This is a genomic window from Bartonella sp. M0192 (genome assembly GCF_016102305.1).
GTDB classification, from domain to species: Bacteria; Pseudomonadota; Alphaproteobacteria; order Rhizobiales; family Rhizobiaceae; genus Bartonella; species Bartonella apihabitans.
Map to the genome: position 1 here is coordinate 397,764 of NZ_JACFOU010000001.1, position 19,453 is coordinate 417,216.

Here is a 19,453-nt window from a genome sequence, read left to right on the forward strand (position 1 = left end):
ACTTTTAGATGAGTTCTGTATTTTCCCCACGCGAAATAGTTTCCGAGCTTGATCGCTTTATTATCGGACAAAAAGATGCCAAGCGTGCCGTTGCTATAGCATTGCGTAACCGCTGGCGTCGTCAGCAGCTTCAAGGCGAAATGCGCGAAGAAGTGATGCCGAAAAATATTCTGATGATCGGGCCGACCGGTGTCGGCAAGACCGAAATTGCCCGCCGCCTTGCAAAACTTGCCGGCTCACCTTTTGTCAAGGTTGAAGCCACCAAGTTTACAGAGGTCGGCTATGTCGGCCGTGATGTCGAACAGATTATTCGTGATCTTGTTGAAGTGGCCATCAATCTTGTCCGTGAAAAAAAACGTGAAGCGGTGAAAGCCAAAGCCCATATCAACGCAGAAGAACGTGTTCTGGATGCGCTGGTTGGCAAAACCGCAAGTCCTGCAACGCGCGACAGTTTCCGCAAAAAATTGCGTGAGGGCGAGCTTGATGACAATGAAATTGAAATAGAGGTTGCCGATAACAGCCCGAATAGTGCCCCCACCTTCGACATTCCCGGTATGCCGGGCGCGCAAATGGGCATTATGAATTTGTCCGATATTTTCGGTAAGATGGGTGGACGCACCAAGACGCGGAAAACCACAGTCAAAAATGCATTCAAACCATTGATCGAAGATGAGTCTGACAAGCTTCTCGATCAGGATCAGATCATTCAGGAAGCGCTTCGTTCCACTGAAAATGACGGTATTGTCTTTATCGACGAGATCGACAAGATCGCAGCGCGTGAAGGCGGGCTCGGTGCCGGTGTTTCGCGTGAAGGTGTGCAGCGCGATCTGTTACCTTTGATTGAAGGAACAACCGTTGCCACCAAATATGGTCAAATCAAAACCGATCATATTCTGTTTATCGCTTCCGGTGCGTTTCATGTTTCGAAACCTTCCGATCTCTTGCCTGAGCTTCAGGGGCGTTTGCCAATCAGGGTCGAACTTAATGCGCTCACACGGGAAGATTTCCGCCGCATTCTTACCGAAACGGAAGTCAGTCTTATCAAGCAATATATCGCTTTGATGGCGACTGAAAATGTGACGCTCGAAATTACCGATGATGCCATTGATGCTCTGGCCGATATAGCAGTGGATTTGAACTCTACTGTAGAAAATATCGGTGCCCGCCGTCTGCAAACAGTGATGGAACGCGTTCTTGACGAAATTTCCTTCACAGCTCCTGATAAATCGGGCACAACCTTCAAGGTTGATGCGGCTTATGTCAAAAAAGCAGTGGGTGACCTTGCAGCCAATGCCGATTTGTCGCGGTTTATTCTGTAATTTCAAAATAAACAGATTGCATATATTTTGTCAGAAACAGCCCTTCGGGGCTGTTTTATTTTGTCTATATCGTTGTGTATGACACTACCGGCCATTTATGACAATTGAAGGAGCGAGATCATTGTCAGACTTGCGGTCGCCAGAATGATGATGGATATGAAAGCTGTCAGGACAACCCGTGGTCCGGATTTTTTCAAAGCCTTTATATCAACACCCAGCCCTAAAGCTGCCATTGAAATAACGGTCAGGATTTTTGCCACAAAAGCCATGGCGTCGAGTGCCAATTGCGGAATGATAGCGCAGGAATTGGCAAGCAAAAGAATGACGAAGCCGATAATGAACCATGGCACCATTTTGCTGAATTTGAGTTTGGTGTTGGCACCGAGCCCGTAAATGAGGCCGATCACGAATATCACCGGCCCAAGCATCAACACACGAACAAGTTTGACAAGCGTGGCTGTCTGTACACTGATAAGCGATACAGGTGCTGCCGCAGCCAAAACTTGCGGCACAGCATAAACAGTCATACCGGCAAGAACCCCGTATTGCGTAAAGCTTAAACCCGCTAACGGGACTGCAAGTGGCAAGACCAGAATAACAACAATACCGAGTGCGGCTGTAAACGCGATTGATGAAGCCACATCCGACCCCTCGGCTTTGATAACAGGTGCGACAGCGGCAATCGCCGAATTTCCACAAATCGAATTGCCACAGGCAACGAGCAAGGCGAGACGGGGGCCAAGGCCCAAAAACCTGCCAATTGCATAGGTTATGGCAATCACACAGGCCACAATGACGATAATACCGACAAGTAATCCGAAACCGGCAGCGACGACCGCGCTCACACTGATACTTGCACCCAATAATAGAACCGCGCATTCAAGAAGAATTTTTGCTGAAAATCCCACCCCTTCCGCATATTGGGATGGAATGCCTTTGACTGTCCGGATGATGGCGCCAATCAGTATGGCAAGAACCAGACTTTCAAGCCAGGCCTCGCCGAAGATGAGTTTTTCAATCTTTTCCAGAACAATGGAAACAGCCGAAATAACCGCGCATAATATAATGCCCGGTGCAAAACGAAAGAAAATTGCCTGAACTCGGCTAGCCATGTTGAAATATCCTTTTTTTTAAAATCTGCTAGCGCGGTTTAATCATGTAATCAATTTTCAAATATGTTATGAATTGTTCGATTTAATCGAACATTGGCACGGCAATGATTACATTTGAACAGATGCGGATATTTCTGGCTGTCGCCGAACGCGAGCATTTGACTGAAGCGGCCAAAGCCCTTTTATTGACACCTTCCGCCGTTTCCAGTGCCATCCATATGATTGAAGAACATTATCAGGTGCGTCTTTTCAATCGCATTGGCCGACGTATCCAATTAAGCGATGCGGGTTCTGTCTTCGTTGAAGATTGCCGCCACACATTGGCGCAAGTCAAACTTGCCGAAACAACTTTGCGTGAATTTAGCGGTCTTAAACGTGGAGCGCTCGGTTTATTTGCGAGCCAGACAATCGCCAATTATTTTTTGCCACCGGTCATTGCAAAATTTCGCAATTTATATCCGGCAATTACTGTCAAAATGTCGATCGGTAACACCGAACAGGTCGAAAATGCTGTTCTATCGGGGGTAACAGACATCGGTTTTGCCGAAGGGACTATAAAAAATGAAAGTCTTCATCGTCAAAAAGTGGCTGATGACGAATTGTTCATTATTGTCGCAAAAAACCATCCTCTTACGAATAAACCGTCGGTGAAGTTTAAAGATATTTCGGCGTTTCCGTGGATTTTGCGTGAAAAGGGCTCGGGAACACGAGCCATTTTCGAGCAGGCACTTTCAAACCATGGTTATGACCTGGCAGATCTTGAAGTGATGCAGACTTTCCCATCGAATGAAGCGGTGCTCTCGGCAGTAGCGGCATCAAATGCTCTGACTGCCATTTCAAAACGTGCGGTTTCGGCTTCGCTTGCCGCAGGACTTGTTGAAAGGTTGAATTTTTTATCGGTAAAACGTGATTTTTTACTGTTACTCAATCCGCAACGCTTCAAAACCAAAGCGGTTGGTGCTTTTATTGATTTGCTTGATGGCTGATTTGGTTAAACCGACAAGCAATAAGGTTAAAACAATGTGGGAAAGAAAACAGTCAGACGAATAATGAACTGCCGGATGGGACCGATGATGAAGAAAACTCTTATGATGCTTTTTTGGGGGTGCTCTTTCTTAACACTGACACATGCCGATGCGTCGAAACTCAATGATGTCCTTGACATTAAAACATTACGCGTTTGCACCACCGGTGACTATAAACCTTATAGCTTTTTGAAAACGGATGGCACTTACGAAGGCATCGACATTTCCATGGCACATTCTCTGGCCAAATCGCTTGGTGCCGAGGTAGAATTTGTGCAAACAAGCTGGAAAACGCTGATGGCGGATTTCCTTGATGACAAATGCGATATAGCAATGGGCGGAATTTCCATTTCGCTTGCCCGCCAACAACAGGTTTATATGTCGGAACCACTTGGAGTGGATGGCAAAATTCCGTTTGTACGCTGTGAAGATGCTAAAAAATATAATACGTTAAGTGCACTCAACCACAAGACTGTTCGTGCGATCGAACCGGCCGGCGGAACCAATGAGGCATTTGTCAGAAAATATATGCCGAATGCAAAACTCGAACTTTTTCATGACAATACGACGATTTTTAAAAATCTCGTCGACAAAAAAGCCGATGTCATGATTACCGATGCATCCGAAGCTCTTTATCAAAAACGGTATTATCCGACTTTATGTGCTGTCAATCCGGATAAACCTTTGGAATTTTTCGAGAAGGGCTACATGCTTCCGAAGGGCGATATCAGTTGGAAGCTTTATGTCGACCAATGGTTGCATTTGATGCAGAAAAATGGCGAATATAATGCAATTTCCGCCCATTGGCTGAAGGTAGATGATGTTGGACATCATGATAAAAAACATGCCACAACCAAACATAGCCACTAAATATAGCTCGCCGGAATAAGATTGGTGTAAACTGACGAAGAACGATATCCCGTTCATTCACCAAAACGGTCTCATGTTGTCTGACGTGTTTTTTAAATTTCTCGATAAATCAACAGAGTTAGCCGGTTGCAGTTGCTGCAAACAGAAGAATATTAAATAGCTCTAAAATGTCAAAAAACGGAAGCATTTTACGGCCTCCGTTTCTTGAACTTTAGTTTATGGGCAAAAAACATTTCTGTCTTTTATAGGTGTTGTTTCAACCAACAATTTTTTTGGCTGGAAATAATAAAAATACGCGTGTTTCATTGCTTGCACGGTCAACCACAGCATTATCGGCAACTTTTGCTCCAACACGCAAGCAATAGCGCAGCATGGGCGGAAGCGAAGAAAATGCTTCATCGGGCTTGATGGCCTCTTCCGGCATAATATCCATGGTCACACCATGGGCAGCACGCAAATGAACGCCTGATTGCGCGCGACAAAAATGATAAAGATAGGAAAGTTCCAAAGCATGAGCGGCAGGATAGCGGCTGTCGAATGCCAGACTTCCAATGACGTAATCGACATTCCGGAGAAGGCAAAAGTTCGAAATCGCCTGCCATAAAAGCCCTTGGGCACGATGGGCCTTCGATTTGTCAAAACATTCAAAAGGAGCAATTGTCAAAAATACCGGTGCATTCTGGCCGCCTTCGACTTCAAAACTTTCGCCGAGACTTGTTCCGTCAAGATTTTGATTGGCACCGAGAACATTCGTAAGTGTCATATAGCAACGTGCAACAGGATTTTGCGGATCAGCTTTATCATTGACAACCATAACCCATTCGTCACGGTCATCCGGCACATTTTCTTTTGCCGGAACCGTTTTTTCAAGGCTGTCGGATATTCTCTGCAAGCGGGCTTCCAGAGAACCGAATGTTGCAAGCAAGAGAGAATCGCTCTTATCGCAATTTTCATTACCCGATGTTTTCAGAACTGTCCTTGCACAAGCTGTCATTTCAATGCTCCTCATTGAAGCGTTGTTGATTTAAAAGCAACCAACATCATGTCCTGCTGTCGATTTAGAACTTTCTTATTGCATGACAATGACGGGAAAGTGATTTTTTCAAGGCAATTCACAATCGGCCTGAAACAGGATTAACAATTGGTAAATATAGGTTTTTTTCTATGTTTATAAGAGCTTGAGATTGGTTAGCCGGTTAAGAACCGCAATTTTATTTCTGTCAAAAAAAAGGCAAAGACAGATGTCGGAGAGCGGATGTGCCAAAAATGGATATGATTTTTTGTCCTTTTTCGTCTCTCATAGGGGCTGTTGACCGATCAAAATCGTTTTGTCGTAACCGTTTTCTAGAAAGACAGGATTAGTGAATTTGGGAAAGACGGGTTTAACGAACCGGAAGTTTTTCAACAAGCTTTAGAGAAAAGAGCGCTCACCCGTTTCGACCTATTTTTGTCTTTCGCGAGACATCCGGGCAGATCAAGGACGCTCGTAATATAGACTCGATATAGAATTATTCGTTGAAGTTGAAACAAGAGAGCGGATGATTTTGATAAACGCGCAATCAAAAATATTTTTCAGCTTTAGACAATATGGATGAAAAGATGCTGACGGGCTTTTAAATTTTTGAGCTTATAAACGGGGAATGTTTCAAGTGGCTTGCGGTTATTCTAGTTTGCTTTTTGCTTTTCCCGTTTCCAGTGCAGCAATTCATCGAGCACGATCAGGACAGCGCCGACCGTTATGAAACTGTCAGCAAGGTTGAAAATGGCAAAGGAGAAAACACCGTCGATATGGAAAGAAATGTAATCTATGACATAGTGAAAACGTATGCGGTCAATCAGATTGCCGATGGCTCCACCGATCACCAGAAGAAAGCCAAATCGCGAGAGTGATTTTTCCGGTCCTGCATTTTTCCATAACCAGATAACGAAACAGATAATGCATAACGTCAATGCAATCAGGCCCCAATCGGAGACTGATGACAACATGGAAAACGCAATTCCGGGGTTGCGGGCATGATAAAGTGAAAGAAATGGCAAAAGGTCGATCTCTTCCCCGACTTCCAATGTATTGACCACCCAATATTTGATCAATTGGTCAAGACCAACTGTGATAACAAGTCCCGCTAAAAGTGTGAAGAGGGATTTTGCCTTCATGAACGAGCCTCGCGCGGATCAAGTGTCAAGTTATGACGGCGGATTTCATAAAGCATGACACCGGTTGCCACAGCAAGATTGAGTGAATCAGCACGTCCCGCTTGCGGAATGCGGGCAAGTTGATCGCAACTATCGGCAAGATTATCCGGAAGGCCTTGTTGCTCGTTGCCCATAAAAAGAATGATAGGTCCCTTTTTATAGTCGATTGTGCGGTAGTCAACGGAACCTTTCAAGTGTGTACCAATGATTTGACCGTGAAATCCGGTGCGCCATTTTAAAAACTCGTCAGCGCTCATTTTAAAAAGCGGAAGCGCAAAAATCGAGCCCATGGTTGCGCGTACCGTTTCAAGGGAATAGGGGTCGGTTGTATCGCCAACGAGTATCAGCCCCTTCGCCCCGACCGCATCGGCTGTGCGGATAATGGTTCCGAGATTGCCGGGGTCACGAATGCGGTCGAGTGCAACATAGACATCCTCTCCCTTGGCGTTAAAGGTCGACATGTCATGCCAGCGTTGTTCGAAAACACCAACCACCATTTGCGGATTGTCGCGCCGTGTTACGGATTCCATGACCTTCTGGTTTGCTTCGATGATGAGACCACCAGCGGCTTTCGTGCGGGCAGCCGTTTTTTCAATCAACGGATTGCCAAGACCGGCTTTTGAAAACAGAAGTGTGCGTATTGTCCAGCCAAGATCAAGAGCATCAATAATAAGCTTCAACCCTTCGGCCATGAAAACGCCTTCACGATCACGGTTTTTTTTAAGCGACAAGGATTTCATATCCTTGATGATCGGATTGGCAAGCGAAGTAATTTCTTTAACCTGACCGTGTTGTCTTTGTGTTGTCATATTAAAAAATCCAGCGGCTAAAAAGAGAAGTGGAAAGCGCCCTTTTTGCCTTTTCTTCACGCAAAATAAGTTCACCCGATTCGATAAGTCCGCCAAGACCGGTAAATTCGTCACGCATCAATTCGTGGATTGCAAAAAATGAGGCACGAATAGAATAGGCAGTCAATATCACGGCAATCGGATTATCAGATAAAATAGCGCGACATCGTTTGACCATTTCGGGCAAATGATCGAAAAGTTGCCAAACCTCGCCATGGGGGCCGCGCCCATAAGCCGGCGGATCAAGTAAAACAATATCGTAATGTTTGCCGCGACGCCCTTCACGTTCGACAAATTTCATCGCATCGTCACAAATCCAGCGAATGGGGCGATCTGTCAAATGTGCAACTTCCTGATTTTCTTTAGCCCATAAAATAGCTTTTTTGGAAGCGTCGACATGGGTGACTTCTGCTCCTGCTCTTGCCGCAATAAGCGAGGCAAGACCGGTATAGCCGAAAAGGTTCAATACCTTAACCGGACGGTTTGCTTTTTTAATAAGTTCTTCCATAAAACGCCAATGGGCATCTTGTTCGGGAAAGACCCCGACATGGCGAAATGACGTAAAGCGGCCGAGAAATGACATTCCATCCCATGAAAGCGGCCATGTCTCTCCAAGGGGAAGTTTCGGAAAATTCCAGCGCCCCATGCCTTCTTCATCGGTATTTCCGGTGAAAATCGCATCGACATCCTGCCAGTCTTTTTCACTTAATGCGGGTTGCCACAAAGCTTGCCCTTCAGGCCGGATAATACGCAAATTTCCGTAACGCTCGAGTTTCAGACCGTTACCGCTGTCAATCAATGCGTAATTCTCGCTTGCTGCCGTCTCGAGAATGACTGGCAATTTTTCTTCGGGGCGTTTTCCTGACGGGCGAGGTAAAAAGCGGCTTTTCACTTCTACTGTGTTTTCACCCTTGTCGTCGCGCGGCAATTCTTTAACTGATCGCACCGCGTTATCCGGTGTGTGCGCTTTATAAAATTTTCCTGAATGATTGGCGCGCACGGCTTTCCGTCTTTCAGGCTTATCTCCTGTTTCGAGGGCCTTTTTCGGACTATAGGGAGCACCTTTGCGCGATATTTTTAATCCGCGTTTTTTTTCTTTTGGGTGTTGTGCTTTCACAATCGGGCGTTTTCCAATAAGTTTCAGGATGTTCTTTGTTTATAAAACATCTTTTTCAAAAAGGTATAGTTTTCTTGCACATTTCGAAAGAAGGATTTAGCTCATGGACAACGCGTTCCACTATCACGACGAGCATAAAATTTTAGCATGATCATTATTTTTAATTTTCGTTTATGCAGTCTTGCAAGATGCGGGAGATAAGCTGTTAATTCCAAAAATTTGCTGAAATTAAAACGGCAAAAGCAAATTTTTTGTGTCGCAAATATTCAAAAACGACAGATAACGGTGACCCAAAAAAGCAAGGAAAAAAACAATAAAATATGCGCATAAACTTATTGAACCGCCAAAGGCTTTTAATCGCCGTATTTTTGTTCAAGGGCGCTGGTTAAAATTTTCAAAAAAAGTCTATGAATAGAAAAGAAAGATGCGTGAAAAAATTCTGCTTGGCCAGCGGGCTTGATATTCAGGAATGATCGACAACGGTGAGATCTGTTTTCGTCAAATCCGGTGTTTTCGACATATCCATTTTTAGCCCTTGCAGTTCGGTTTGTGTGTCTTTCAGGGCTTTACGAAAGCGATGTTGGGTAAACCAGACAGTTATTCCGCCAATAATGATGCCGATTATAAGTGCCAGAAACAGCCAGACAAACAGCGGAGCATGGTAGACAAGGCTGGTATCGGCTGTATCAAAAGGATTGAGGCTTAAAGCAACGCTCGCCCGATTGGCAATGATAAAAGCAATCAGGATAATGCCAACCGGAATCAATATAATCAGACTAACGATCTGCTTTAGGGTCATGATGTCACTCGTTGTTCAAGCGGTCCCTTAATTCTTTGCCGGTTTTGAAAAACGGAACCCATTTTTCTTCAACCGAAACAGATTCCCCCGTGCGCGGATTGCGACCGGAACGTGCCGGCCGATTTTTAACAGAAAACGCACCAAATCCGCGCAGCTCTACCCTGTTTCCTTCGGCCAGAGCCGTGGATATTTCGTCAAATACAGCACTGACAATATTCTCGATATCCCGTTGGAAAAGGTGAGGATTGCGGTTAGCGATAATCTGTACAAGTTCCGACTTAATCAAGACAGCCTCCAATTTTGATCGGCGCAGTGACGATCGCCCCTTTTTAAAATCCAAGGCCAATGACGATTCGCCGATCGATAGTCCCATGACTGGCAGGTATTTTAACTTCCCGTTTAAAAATTCTGCCAGTTGTCCTTAAACATTACAAAATATAATTGACGTGATAGTTTATTGTCTGTCTATCGCATTTCGTCAACGCTCTTTAGTTAAAAAATAAGCGTAATCATATAAAAATCATAGAAATAAGTGTGTTACCAGCTTTTTCCTCCGGTTAATCATACAAAATCGATCAAATCCGGCAAATGTTGAATAGCGTTGAGAATTGCTCTAAATATTGAACTGGTATATGGAACTTCCCCATGGCGGTTATTGTCGCGAAAATGGGCAAAAATTTTTAGGGGTATAATGGACGACAGTTCGGAAATTTTTTCAGCGAGTTATAAATCCGATGCTGTTTTCGATGCTGCTCGGCGTCATTCGGTACGTGTTCATATATTGAAATTTCTGCTGCCCGTCATTGCAATTGTTATTGCGCTGGTTTTCTCATGGTTCACATTTTTTGCAACCCCCGGCACAACTGATTTGGTTATTTTAAACAATGATCAGGGAAGCAACGGGCAGTTGACAATGACAGACCCCAAGCTTGAAGGCTATACATCGGACAACAAGCCTTATTCATTAAAAGCCAACAAGGCCATTCAAGATCCCCGTCATCCGGGCATGATAGAATTGCAACAGATTATTGCCACTCTTCCTCTCGGGCAACGTGGCGAAGCTGCCGTCAATGCAATCGGCGCGTTTTATGATAATGTTAACGGACGCTTGCAATTTGATAAGCCGTTCGAAATCAAAACAAATGACGGGATGGTTGCCAAACTCGATTCAGCCGACGTGAATTTGTCGACAAGCCAATTGAGTACCGACCAGCCGGTTGATATTGTTCGCGGTGGACAACATTTGAAGGCAAACGGTTTACAAATACGTGATAATGGACAAGTGTTATTCTTTAATCGCGGTGTCAGTCTTGTCATCGACAATGCAAATGCGCAATAAGGAATAAAATGCTTGTCTTTTAAAAAAGCGGTGTCGGTTTATTTGAGGATTTTAAAATGAAGCCTTTAAAGCAGTACTTTTCTCACCTTGGTGCAGTCATGGCAACGGGATTGGCTTTCATGAGCCTCGGACAGACGCCGTCATTGGCACAACAAACAAATTTCGGTGTCAATCTTTCAGGTGGAAAAGAGCCTGTCGAACTCAATGCCGATAATCTTGAAATGCGCGATAAAGAAGGTGTCGCTATTTTCAGCGGCAATGTTTCTGTTGTTCAGGGCGACCGTATTTTGCGAACCTCAAAACTGATCGTGCATTATGCCAAGGCCCCTGAAGATGGCAAGAAAGATAAAACCAACGAGGGGAAAGATAAAGAAACCGACGCCAACCAAAATGCTTCGGCAAAACCGGCAGCAGCAGGTGCTGGAGGTCTCGGCTCGACAGGTGTCGAAAAAATGGAAGCCTCGGGAAAGGTTTACATCAAAACAGCAACACAGGTTGCAACCGGTGATGAAGGTGTTTTCGATGGTAAATCGAAGCTGATGGTTTTGACGGGAAAACGCGTCATTTTGGCAGATGGTGACAATGTGGCGACCGGTTGTAAATTGACCGCCCATATGGATACTGGGAAAGCTTTCCTTGAAAGCTGTAAATCAGCGGGACAGAATGGTCGTGTTTCGATCATTATGAATCGTAACGAACAAAACGGAAAATGAGCGTTTTATGTCACAAAGTGATTCGCAAGTGGCTTTTGAACAGATCGCCTATGGAGAAAGTTCGGGCAACAATCTGAAGGAACGCCTCAAAGGGACACTGGCTGCTCGCGATTTAACGAAAACATATCGTGGGCGCAAAGTTGTCAAGGGTGTGTCTTTCGGGGTGCGTGCAGGAGAGATTGTCGGTATTCTCGGTCCGAACGGGGCCGGTAAAACGACATGTTTCTATATGGTGACCGGACTCGTCGAGGTTGATAGCGGTAGCATCGAGATTGACGGTTTTGATGTGACGGATATGCCAATGTATCGCCGTTCACGTTTGGGCATCGGTTATTTGCCGCAAGAAGCTTCCATTTTTCGGGGGCTTTCGGTGGAAGACAACATTAAAGCGGTTTTGGAAGTGGTCGAAAAAGACCGAAAGAAACGTGCAGAAGAGCTTGACGCGCTTCTTGATGAATTCAAGATTGCGCATTTGCGCAAAAGTCCGTCTTTAGCGCTTTCAGGCGGCGAAAGACGGCGTTTGGAAATTGCCCGTGCACTTGCTTCACGTCCCAATTTTATGCTGCTTGACGAACCTTTTGCCGGTATTGATCCGATTGCTATTGCCGACATTCAGCAATTGGTACGCCATTTGAAAAGTCGTGGTATCGGGGTCTTGGTAACCGATCATAATGTTCGTGAAACATTGGGGCTTGTCGACCGCGCCTATATTATCCACGATGGTCAGGTTTTAACCCACGGGCAGCCGGATGATATTGTCACCAACGCGGATGTACGCCGCCTTTATCTAGGCGACCAATTCTCGCTATAATCTTTATATCGCGTGCAACCTCAACCCGATATAAAATTTCGTGCTTTTTGACAGATTGACCGGACCGGCTCACGATTGGGTAAAGCTATTGTCGGTCTGTGGTACGTTATTTTGCGAAAATAAAAATTGTGAGCAGAGAAACACGGATATTAAGCCTGCAACACAATATAAATGGGGTGGCCGGTTTTTGTTATTTCAAAGACTATCGTAAAAAGCGCATTTTCTGGAAGGTTGACGAATTCCGGGGGGCGATTTTCCAATATAGAGCTTTTGAAACGAGGCGACCGCATATTGGAGAAACATGAAGATATAGGCGGTTGCTTCCGGCATTTGGATAAAATGATATCGGCCAAGAATTTATCTGAATTGATGATCCGGATATAGAGGGCTTTTTGCCGGTTCTTCCTAAGTAAAACAATGAAAAGCGTTTTGTTGCCGATAAAGGTTAAAAGTCGGGAGGAAAAGAATTGCCGTGGAATTTTTTTAAAAACCGCTTATTAGCTTTATCATAACGCGCTGTGTAAGTGTTTGGATAGCTTTTTAAAGATCGCCATATAACAGAAAAACAAGCGTCCCGAAAACCTCTTTATCGGGCTGTTTTTTCCTGAAAAATTGGAAAACTAGATCATCAGGAAGCGGTTCGGGAAAGCCATATAATTTTAGTTTTCTGCGCCGACTTGGATAGTCTGAAATCGCGGACAAGGATTGAAGCTTGTTATTTTTCTCATTTTTTAGTTGACAAGCAAGGATCATACCATTTTCGTTGAACAGAAGAATTTTAACAAATTAAACGACCGAGGTTACAAAAACCGGTTCGTTTTGTGTGATGTTCATTGGCCGTTTCGCGTGGGGTCCATTGGGGAGGAATAAGGTTTATGGCACTGTCACCATCTTTTGAGCTTCGTCAGTCACAATCACTGGTGATGACTCCCCAGTTGATGCAGTCGATCAAGCTTCTTCAGATGACTGCTGCAGAACTTGAACATTTTATCGAGGAGGCGTTGGAAAAAAATCCTTTGCTTGAGCGTCAAAATGGACAAGAGATTACAGGAAAAATCGATAACGAAACCGATACCAATAGTGACGCTCTAACCAATAATGTGCTCGACAATTCCTCAGGCGCGTCTGAAAATTTCGAGCAAAATATCGATAGCAATCAAAATCTCTATGAGACACCTGATCCGGAAACATTATCCAATATGTTCGACGGAGGCGACGAGGCTGTCTTTTCGCAAAAATCTTCGTCCGAATATTTTGGTAAAAAAGAATATTCGTCCGATTGGACGACATCTTTCATAGGATCTTCGCCAATCGAAGATGTGAATGTTGTTGAAACGGTTGCATATAAACCTGGCTTGCAGGATTTTGTTGCCGAGCAAATTGGTTTTGCGTTCAAAAATAAAGAGGAGCACGATATTGCTTGCTACCTTTCTTCCGAACTTGATGAAGCGGGGTATTTTACCGGTTCGGTTGATAAAGTCGCAGATGAATTGTCAGTTTCAAAAACATTGGTTCACAATATTCTGAAACGTTTACAGCAGCTCGACCCGCCGGGCATATTTGCCACCTCACTTTGCGAATGTTTGTCATTGCAACTTGAACGGCAAAACCGGCTTGATCCGGCAATCAGTGTCATACTTGATAATCTCCCGCTTTTGGCCAAACGTGATTTTGTCACGCTTTCCAGACTTTCCGGTCTCGAAGAAAGCGAAGTAGTCGATATATTGAACGAGATTCGCAGCCTCGATCCCAAACCGGGGACAGCTTATAGCGCATCGACACCAATCCCTGTCGTGCCTGATGTGATTATTTCCGAGAATCCGAATGGAGAATTTACCGTTGAACTCAATCGCGAGGTATTGCCAAAACTTGTTATTCATCGCGATTATGTCGTCAAAATCGGCAAGGACAATGTTGATCGCAGTTTCATCAGTAATTGCTACCAGAATGCCAACTGGTTGCTCAAAGCACTCGATCAGCGTGAACGCACACTCATCACAGTCAGTGCAGAAATTGCCCGCCACCAGCAAGAATTTTTGCGTCGGGGCATTTCTTTTTTGAAACCTCTCACGCTGGCAACAGTAGCCGAAGCGGTTCACATGCATGAATCGACTATAAGTCGGGTAACTGCCAATAAATATGTGGCAACTCCGCGAGGCACTTTCGAAATGCGCAGCTTTTTTTCAGCGGCTCTGCAATCCACAGATGGCGGGGAACAGTATGCAACCGAAGCGGTACGTCAGCGTATTCGCAAATTGATCGACAGCGAAACTGCCGATCATGTGCTTTCCGATGATACACTTGTCCAATTGCTCAAAAAAGAGAATATCGATATAGCTCGTCGCACCGTAGCCAAATATAGAGAAATGATGAATATTTCATCTTCAGTATTGCGGCGTAGAGAAAAGAAACGCCAGATTTACACAACTACAGATTGATTTTTGCCGATTGACTTATTGTTGATAAATGACTAGAAGCCGGCTTTAAAAAGTCAGTAATCCGGTCTTTTCAGGAAAAGACACGCTTTGAGTTGCTTCCGCTTGAAGATGTCGTTAAACTGCGGAGATCACGAATTATGAACGAGGTTTATAATGAGCTTGCGCATTTCAGGAAAGCATATGGATATTGGTGAAGCTTTCCGTACGCGGATTGAAGACCGTATCAATGATGCGATTTCAAAATATTTTGCCGGTGGTGTCACAGGACATGTTACTGTTGTCAAATCCGGTTCGCGTTTTTCAGCTGAATGCGTATTGCATTTGAGTTCTGGCGCGGTGTTACAGACAACGGGTCAGGCGCAAGATCCTCAAGGCGCTTTCGATGCTGCAGCAGAACGTCTGGAGACGCGCCTTCGTCGTTATAAACGGCGTTTGAAATCACGCAGCAACAAGCAGAATGATAATACCGCTTTTGCCGAATATGCCTATCACATTATGGAGCCGGTGCCCGATGAAGATGAAGGCTTGCCGGAAGATTATGCCCCGACAATCGTTGCAGAAACGTCGATGACATTGCGCGATATGTCTGTCGCCAATGCTGTTGTCGAACTTGATTTGATGGATAATCCGGTGTTGGTGTTCCGCAATGCGGTTGATGGAAAAATCAATATTGTCTACCGGCGGGCTGATGGAAATATCGGCTGGATCGACCCCTCATCCATTACTAATAAAGCCTGAATAAGGAAATTCCTTTTCCCCGTTTTTTCAAATTATGAGGAAAAGGGATTATCCAGACCCTCGATGTTCTTGGCTCGATGTCGCGAGCTTGAGAAAGAATTCGGGATGGAAAAAAGGAAACCACATGGATCTTAGTGATTTGATTGCACCGGAAGCGGTTATTCCTGCCCTTAAGGCAAATTCCAAAAAACAGGTTTTGCAAATTATGGCGGAAAAAGCAGCCTCTCTGACAGGCCTTGACGAGCGAACAGTGCTTGATACGGTACTTCAACGTGAAAAACTCGGTTCGACCGGCGTTGGCAATGGTATTGCCATTCCTCATAGCAAGCTTGCCAATATCGACCACATTGTCGGTGTTTTTGCCCGCCTTGAAACGCCGGTCGATTTCGAAGCGCTTGACGATGAACCGGTTGATCTGGTTTTCTTGCTTCTGGTTCCTGAAAGCGCGGGTGCCGATCATTTGAAGGCACTTTCGAGAATTGCCCGCGTTTTGCGTGATAATGATATGGTACAAAAATTACGCAATACGCGTGATGCGGTTGCCATCCATACTTTTTTGACACAGCATCCGGCCGCCTCGAACGCCGCGTAATATAACGGCTTGCGCCCGCATGAACTTTTCATGCGGGCATTTTATTCTTTTTGTCTGAAAATTTTATATGCAAAGCTTTTGCCAATTATCGTGAGTTGACCGGTAAAGAAGTGGCTGATAGGCTCACATCGCCGGATTTGTGTTTTGTTGTCAGGCAATTTCAATGGCAGGATAAAATAATGACCTCTTTGGCCCATCAGAATGATGATCGCTTTCGTGAGCCGGGCATCGCCGCTCCGCTTACTTTCCTCATTATGTTTGTTTTTTTCATTTATGGCGCATTATTGGTCGGTCTCCTCGGTTTATCAAACTGGATTATTCATGCGTGGAACCTGACATTTTTCATTAATCTCGGAAATTTCGGCGTATTTCTTCTGGCCATTCTTATACCCGCCCTGTGGGCAGTTATTGTTGGCATCTGTGCCTCTATTCCCTATCATATTCTGCGCTCGCGCGGGCACTATCTTATGGCCTCGAAAGTCGCAACAATCATTGTTTTTGCAATGTTCCATATCTTTGCTTTGCCTTGGATTTTATGGCCAATGGTGCGTCGTGCTTCGCCAAAATTACGGCATAAACGCATTGAAAAGCTGCGCCAGATGGTCAGAGACGGAAAGATGAAAGACCGGCTGGCCGAACGCCATCAGCGGCTATTGGCTCGCGGATATCAATTTTCGTGATCCGGTTTCAAAACTTGCCTCCAGTTTCAAGGCTTTTGGCAGGTCTTACGTTTTTCGCTTAGCTCCAAATAACAGAGCTTAAAAAAAAGCCGCTTAAAAATTTTTTGAAATGGTATCACGAAGAGATATGTTTCAATTTTTAAAGCTAAAAAGTTTTAGCCGCTTGGGGGATATGCCCGGAACATCAGGACGCAACAAAACATGGTATCGGTTGGCATTGTGTCGGGTAATCCTCAGGCTCAAAGGGTAGTTTTCAGGTTTAAAAAAGTCCATTCTTGGAAAAATATATCGAGCGTGTTTCACAAAAAATAAATTTGCCAATCGGAAAAATAAAAATTCCGGCGCTATAAAGCAGGACAATCAAGACTAAAAAACCGGGTATGCATATTTTGCAAACCCGGTCACATAAGTGTATTTGCGAAGCCTAGTTGTTTTTGAGGCTTGCCAATGAGCGGCGATTATAGCGACGCGGTGTGATGCACCAGTAAACCCCGCCGGAAACAAGAGCAGCGATGAGATTGATGACAGTTTCACCGAAAGAGAGCGCCGTTCCAGTTGCCCACAGGGAAATGAAATAAAGGATAGCAGCGATAACGGCAGCCAATAGATAATAATGCATCTTATAGAAATGCCGGTGTTCGCCATAAATAATCGCCAGAATAAAGACAACGCCCACAATCATGAAATGCGGCGGAACATCGTAAAGCGGATTATTCGGTGACACTAAATCATGTAATGTTATGTCATGTTCGAGGAGTAATACCGTTAATCCGATTTGCACAATCATAAATGCGGCTTCGGCAAAGATACAACCGACTAAAATCCATGTAATGTGAAATGCAGTAATACTTTTCATGTCACTTCCTATTCGAGCCACCATTTTCAGTCGCCATGTCCGGCAATCATCATGGCTTCAAGTTTTAACCGTTCCGATTTTCTTAAACGTTCCGATTGTGATTTGAGTTGCCCGCAAGCGGCAAGAATGTCCCGTCCGCGCGGCGTCCTTATCGGTGAAGCATAACCGGCCTGATTAATCAAATCGGCAAACCGTTCAATTTGTTCCCAATCGGAGCACTGGTAATTGCTTCCCGGCCAGGGATTGAAAGGAATAAGGTTGATTTTTGCAGGTATGCCTTTCAGAAGTTTGATCAAACCTCTGGCATCGTCAAGGCTGTCATTCACATCCTTGAGCATGACATATTCAAATGTTATCCGCTTTGCATTTGATAGTCCCGGATAAGCACGGCATGCGTCAAGCAATTCCGCCAAAGGATATTTTTTATTGATGGGAACCAATATATCGCGCAATTCGTCGCGAACTGCGTGAAGCGATATGGCAAGCATCACGCCGATTTCTTCACCGGTTTTGAAAATCCCCGGTACAACGCCGGATGTCGACAAAGTGATACGGCGTTTTGAAAGCGACAACCCTTCACCATCCGAAGCAATAAGCAGTGCCTTTTTGACGGCCTCGAAATTATAGAGCGGTTCGCCCATTCCCATCATAACGATATTGGTAATTTTGCGCCCCTCTGCCGGTACAATGGCACCATCTGGCGTGTCTTTATCCGGAAAATCACCGAGCCGGTCGCGCGCTATCAGCAATTGGCCGAGGATTTCTTCAGCCGTGAGGTTACGAACCAGTTTTTGGGTGCCGGTATGGCAGAACGAACATGTCAAAGTGCATCCCACTTGTGAGGACATGCACAAAGTGCCACGCCCCTCTTCGGGAATGTAAACCATTTCAACTTCGACAGGTTTTCCGGCGCCACGCGAAGGAAAGCGCAACAACCATTTACGCGTACCATCGTTAGAAATCTGTTCTTCGACAATTTCCGGACGGGCAATGGAAAAATGCTTTTTCATTTTTTCACGCATGTCCTTGGAAATATTGAACATGTCGTCGAAGTTTGAAACACCGCGTACATAAAGCCAATGCCAAAGCTGGCTAACACGCATACGTGTCTGACGTTCCGGTACGCCTATCTCCTGTAGCGCGCTTGCCATTTCGGCGCGCGACAAGCCGATCAGGGATGCTTTTGTTTCATCCATTCTGGCAGGGCGCAAAAGCGAAGTCGCGCGAATAGGTCTAAGATCGTAGGATACGCTCATAGTTTCCAAAGCTCTGAATAAAGTTCTGTCTTGGCGGATTTAGCATAAAAGCAAGCCAACGTCACCACACTTATGTGCCATAAAACGAGCACTGCACCATGACAATATCATGATGCAGTGCCGAAACGGGTAAAAATTGAAAAATTCGTATTATTTGCATTTCTGTGCAGCGTTGAGTGCTGCGGTAATTCCCTTCAAGGAATAGGTATAGCTTGTATTTGTTCCGCGCTGGGAAACAGCTTTGACAGAAAGATTGGAACCGCTTTTCATGGCTGCAACAAGTTGGTTCTCTGCTGCCGGTGATGCTGCCCAGGCAGAGGAATCCTTGGTAAAGAATTCGAAATTTTTGCCATCGACAGAAACCGTAACTTTGTCCTTCAGGGCATAACCTGCCATGAATTGCGGCTCATAAGTAACCGGATTGCCTGCACGTTTGCTGACGAGGAAATAATTATCGCCATGGTTGACCGATTTGGGTTCTGCAGTAATCGGGGCGGAAAGCACATAACATACTGTACTGTTTCCTGATTTATAGGAATAGGCACCCCATGCATCAAATTGGTTGATGCGTGTAGGTGTCTGTGCCGAAGCAGTTCCGGCAACTCCCATAATCAAGACAGACGCAGCAACAAAAATTTTTCCAAACATCGTATACTCAGCTCACTTTTTGTTTTCTATTGGCAAAGCCGGATGGCTTCAAACCGGCGATTTTTCAAAAATCAGCATATCATTCTCACAACATGCTTT

The 19,453-nt window shown here is 44.9% G+C and carries 20 protein-coding genes; 10 read left to right on the forward strand and 10 right to left on the reverse strand.

Features of this window, described 5'->3' with window-relative positions:
• The first annotated feature begins 8 nt into the window (after positions 1-8).
• Positions 9-1,319, forward strand: a complete 1,311-nt coding sequence (gene hslU / locus H3S82_RS01830; RefSeq protein WP_075915317.1) for an ATP-dependent protease ATPase subunit HslU — start codon at positions 9-11, stop codon at positions 1,317-1,319.
• A gap of 95 nt (positions 1,320-1,414) precedes the next feature.
• On the opposite strand, the gene H3S82_RS01835 is transcribed toward hslU, so the two are convergent.
• Positions 1,415-2,431: a YeiH family protein gene (locus tag H3S82_RS01835; RefSeq protein WP_198232477.1), complete on the reverse strand. Its 1,017-nt coding sequence runs from the start codon at positions 2,429-2,431 to the stop codon at positions 1,415-1,417.
• 104 nt (positions 2,432-2,535) lie between these two features.
• Between H3S82_RS01835 and H3S82_RS01840 the strand changes: the two genes are divergently transcribed.
• Together H3S82_RS01840 and H3S82_RS01845 are read left to right on the forward strand one after the other, a co-directional pair.
• Positions 2,536-3,417 (forward strand): LysR substrate-binding domain-containing protein, encoded by an 882-nt coding sequence (locus H3S82_RS01840; RefSeq protein WP_198232479.1) that lies wholly within the window; start codon positions 2,536-2,538, stop codon positions 3,415-3,417.
• Positions 3,418-3,501: 84 nt separating this feature from the next.
• The gene (locus H3S82_RS01845) at positions 3,502-4,326 is read left to right on the forward strand and encodes a transporter substrate-binding domain-containing protein (RefSeq protein ID WP_149867383.1); all 825 of its coding nucleotides are present in this window, start codon (positions 3,502-3,504) and stop codon (positions 4,324-4,326) included.
• A gap of 256 nt (positions 4,327-4,582) precedes the next feature.
• Here H3S82_RS01845 and H3S82_RS01850 read toward each other — a convergent pair whose 3' ends face one another.
• The 6 genes from H3S82_RS01850 to H3S82_RS01875 form a co-directional block, all read right to left on the reverse strand.
• Positions 4,583-5,320 carry a hypothetical protein gene (locus tag H3S82_RS01850; RefSeq protein WP_198232481.1) on the reverse strand — a complete coding sequence of 246 codons (738 nt, stop codon included), beginning with the start codon at positions 5,318-5,320 and terminating at the stop codon, positions 4,583-4,585.
• 671 nt (positions 5,321-5,991) lie between these two features.
• The gene (gene lspA / locus H3S82_RS01855; protein ID WP_198232483.1) at positions 5,992-6,480 is read right to left on the reverse strand and encodes a signal peptidase II; all 489 of its coding nucleotides are present in this window, start codon (positions 6,478-6,480) and stop codon (positions 5,992-5,994) included.
• Positions 6,477-7,328, reverse strand: coding sequence for an RNA methyltransferase (locus H3S82_RS01860; RefSeq protein ID WP_078038818.1), 852 nt, complete (start codon positions 7,326-7,328; stop codon positions 6,477-6,479). Before H3S82_RS01860 ends, lspA begins: the two co-directional genes overlap by 4 nt.
• 1 nt (position 7,329) lies before the next feature.
• A complete protein-coding gene (locus H3S82_RS01865; RefSeq protein WP_198232527.1) occupies positions 7,330-8,259 on the reverse strand; it encodes an RsmD family RNA methyltransferase in 930 nt (309 codons plus the stop codon).
• A 688-nt stretch (positions 8,260-8,947) separates the two neighbouring features.
• Positions 8,948-9,283: a lipopolysaccharide assembly protein LapA domain-containing protein gene (locus tag H3S82_RS01870; protein WP_198225482.1), complete on the reverse strand. Its 336-nt coding sequence runs from the start codon at positions 9,281-9,283 to the stop codon at positions 8,948-8,950.
• A 4-nt stretch (positions 9,284-9,287) separates the two neighbouring features.
• Positions 9,288-9,569, reverse strand: a complete 282-nt coding sequence (locus H3S82_RS01875) for an integration host factor subunit beta (protein ID WP_078040284.1) — start codon at positions 9,567-9,569, stop codon at positions 9,288-9,290.
• Positions 9,570-9,974: 405 nt separating this feature from the next.
• Here H3S82_RS01875 and lptC point away from each other — a divergent pair, with 405 nt between their 5' ends.
• The 7 genes from lptC (at position 9,975) to H3S82_RS01910 (ending at position 16,594) form a co-directional block, all read left to right on the forward strand.
• Entirely contained in the window at positions 9,975-10,622 is a 648-nt protein-coding gene (gene lptC, locus H3S82_RS01880; protein WP_078038820.1) for an LPS export ABC transporter periplasmic protein LptC, read from the forward strand.
• A gap of 56 nt (positions 10,623-10,678) precedes the next feature.
• Positions 10,679-11,335, forward strand: a complete 657-nt coding sequence (locus tag H3S82_RS01885) for an LptA/OstA family protein (RefSeq protein ID WP_198232487.1) — start codon at positions 10,679-10,681, stop codon at positions 11,333-11,335.
• 73 nt (positions 11,336-11,408) lie between these two features.
• Positions 11,409-12,146 (forward strand): LPS export ABC transporter ATP-binding protein, encoded by a 738-nt coding sequence (gene lptB / locus H3S82_RS01890; RefSeq protein WP_149867498.1) that lies wholly within the window; start codon positions 11,409-11,411, stop codon positions 12,144-12,146.
• Positions 12,147-13,021: 875 nt separating this feature from the next.
• Positions 13,022-14,584: an RNA polymerase factor sigma-54 gene (rpoN, locus tag H3S82_RS01895; RefSeq protein WP_198232489.1), complete on the forward strand. Its 1,563-nt coding sequence runs from the start codon at positions 13,022-13,024 to the stop codon at positions 14,582-14,584.
• A gap of 153 nt (positions 14,585-14,737) precedes the next feature.
• Positions 14,738-15,322: a ribosome hibernation-promoting factor, HPF/YfiA family gene (hpf, locus tag H3S82_RS01900; RefSeq protein WP_077969828.1), complete on the forward strand. Its 585-nt coding sequence runs from the start codon at positions 14,738-14,740 to the stop codon at positions 15,320-15,322.
• A gap of 124 nt (positions 15,323-15,446) precedes the next feature.
• Complete coding sequence (ptsN, locus tag H3S82_RS01905; RefSeq protein WP_198225478.1) at positions 15,447-15,914, forward strand: PTS IIA-like nitrogen regulatory protein PtsN; 468 nt, start codon at positions 15,447-15,449, stop codon at positions 15,912-15,914.
• Between the two features lie 50 nt (positions 15,915-15,964).
• Positions 15,965-16,594: a hypothetical protein gene (locus tag H3S82_RS01910; protein ID WP_198232491.1), complete on the forward strand. Its 630-nt coding sequence runs from the start codon at positions 15,965-15,967 to the stop codon at positions 16,592-16,594.
• 424 nt (positions 16,595-17,018) lie between these two features.
• Here H3S82_RS01910 and H3S82_RS01915 read toward each other — a convergent pair whose 3' ends face one another.
• The 3 genes from H3S82_RS01915 to H3S82_RS01925 form a co-directional block, all read right to left on the reverse strand.
• Positions 17,019-17,450 carry a hypothetical protein gene (locus tag H3S82_RS01915; protein WP_198232493.1) on the reverse strand — a complete coding sequence of 144 codons (432 nt, stop codon included), beginning with the start codon at positions 17,448-17,450 and terminating at the stop codon, positions 17,019-17,021.
• 26 nt (positions 17,451-17,476) lie between these two features.
• Positions 17,477-18,706: a 23S rRNA (adenine(2503)-C(2))-methyltransferase RlmN gene (rlmN, locus tag H3S82_RS01920; protein ID WP_198232495.1), complete on the reverse strand. Its 1,230-nt coding sequence runs from the start codon at positions 18,704-18,706 to the stop codon at positions 17,477-17,479.
• 150 nt (positions 18,707-18,856) lie between these two features.
• Positions 18,857-19,354, reverse strand: a complete 498-nt coding sequence (locus H3S82_RS01925; RefSeq protein WP_198232496.1) for an invasion associated locus B family protein — start codon at positions 19,352-19,354, stop codon at positions 18,857-18,859.
• Between the last annotated feature and the right edge of the window lie 99 nt (positions 19,355-19,453).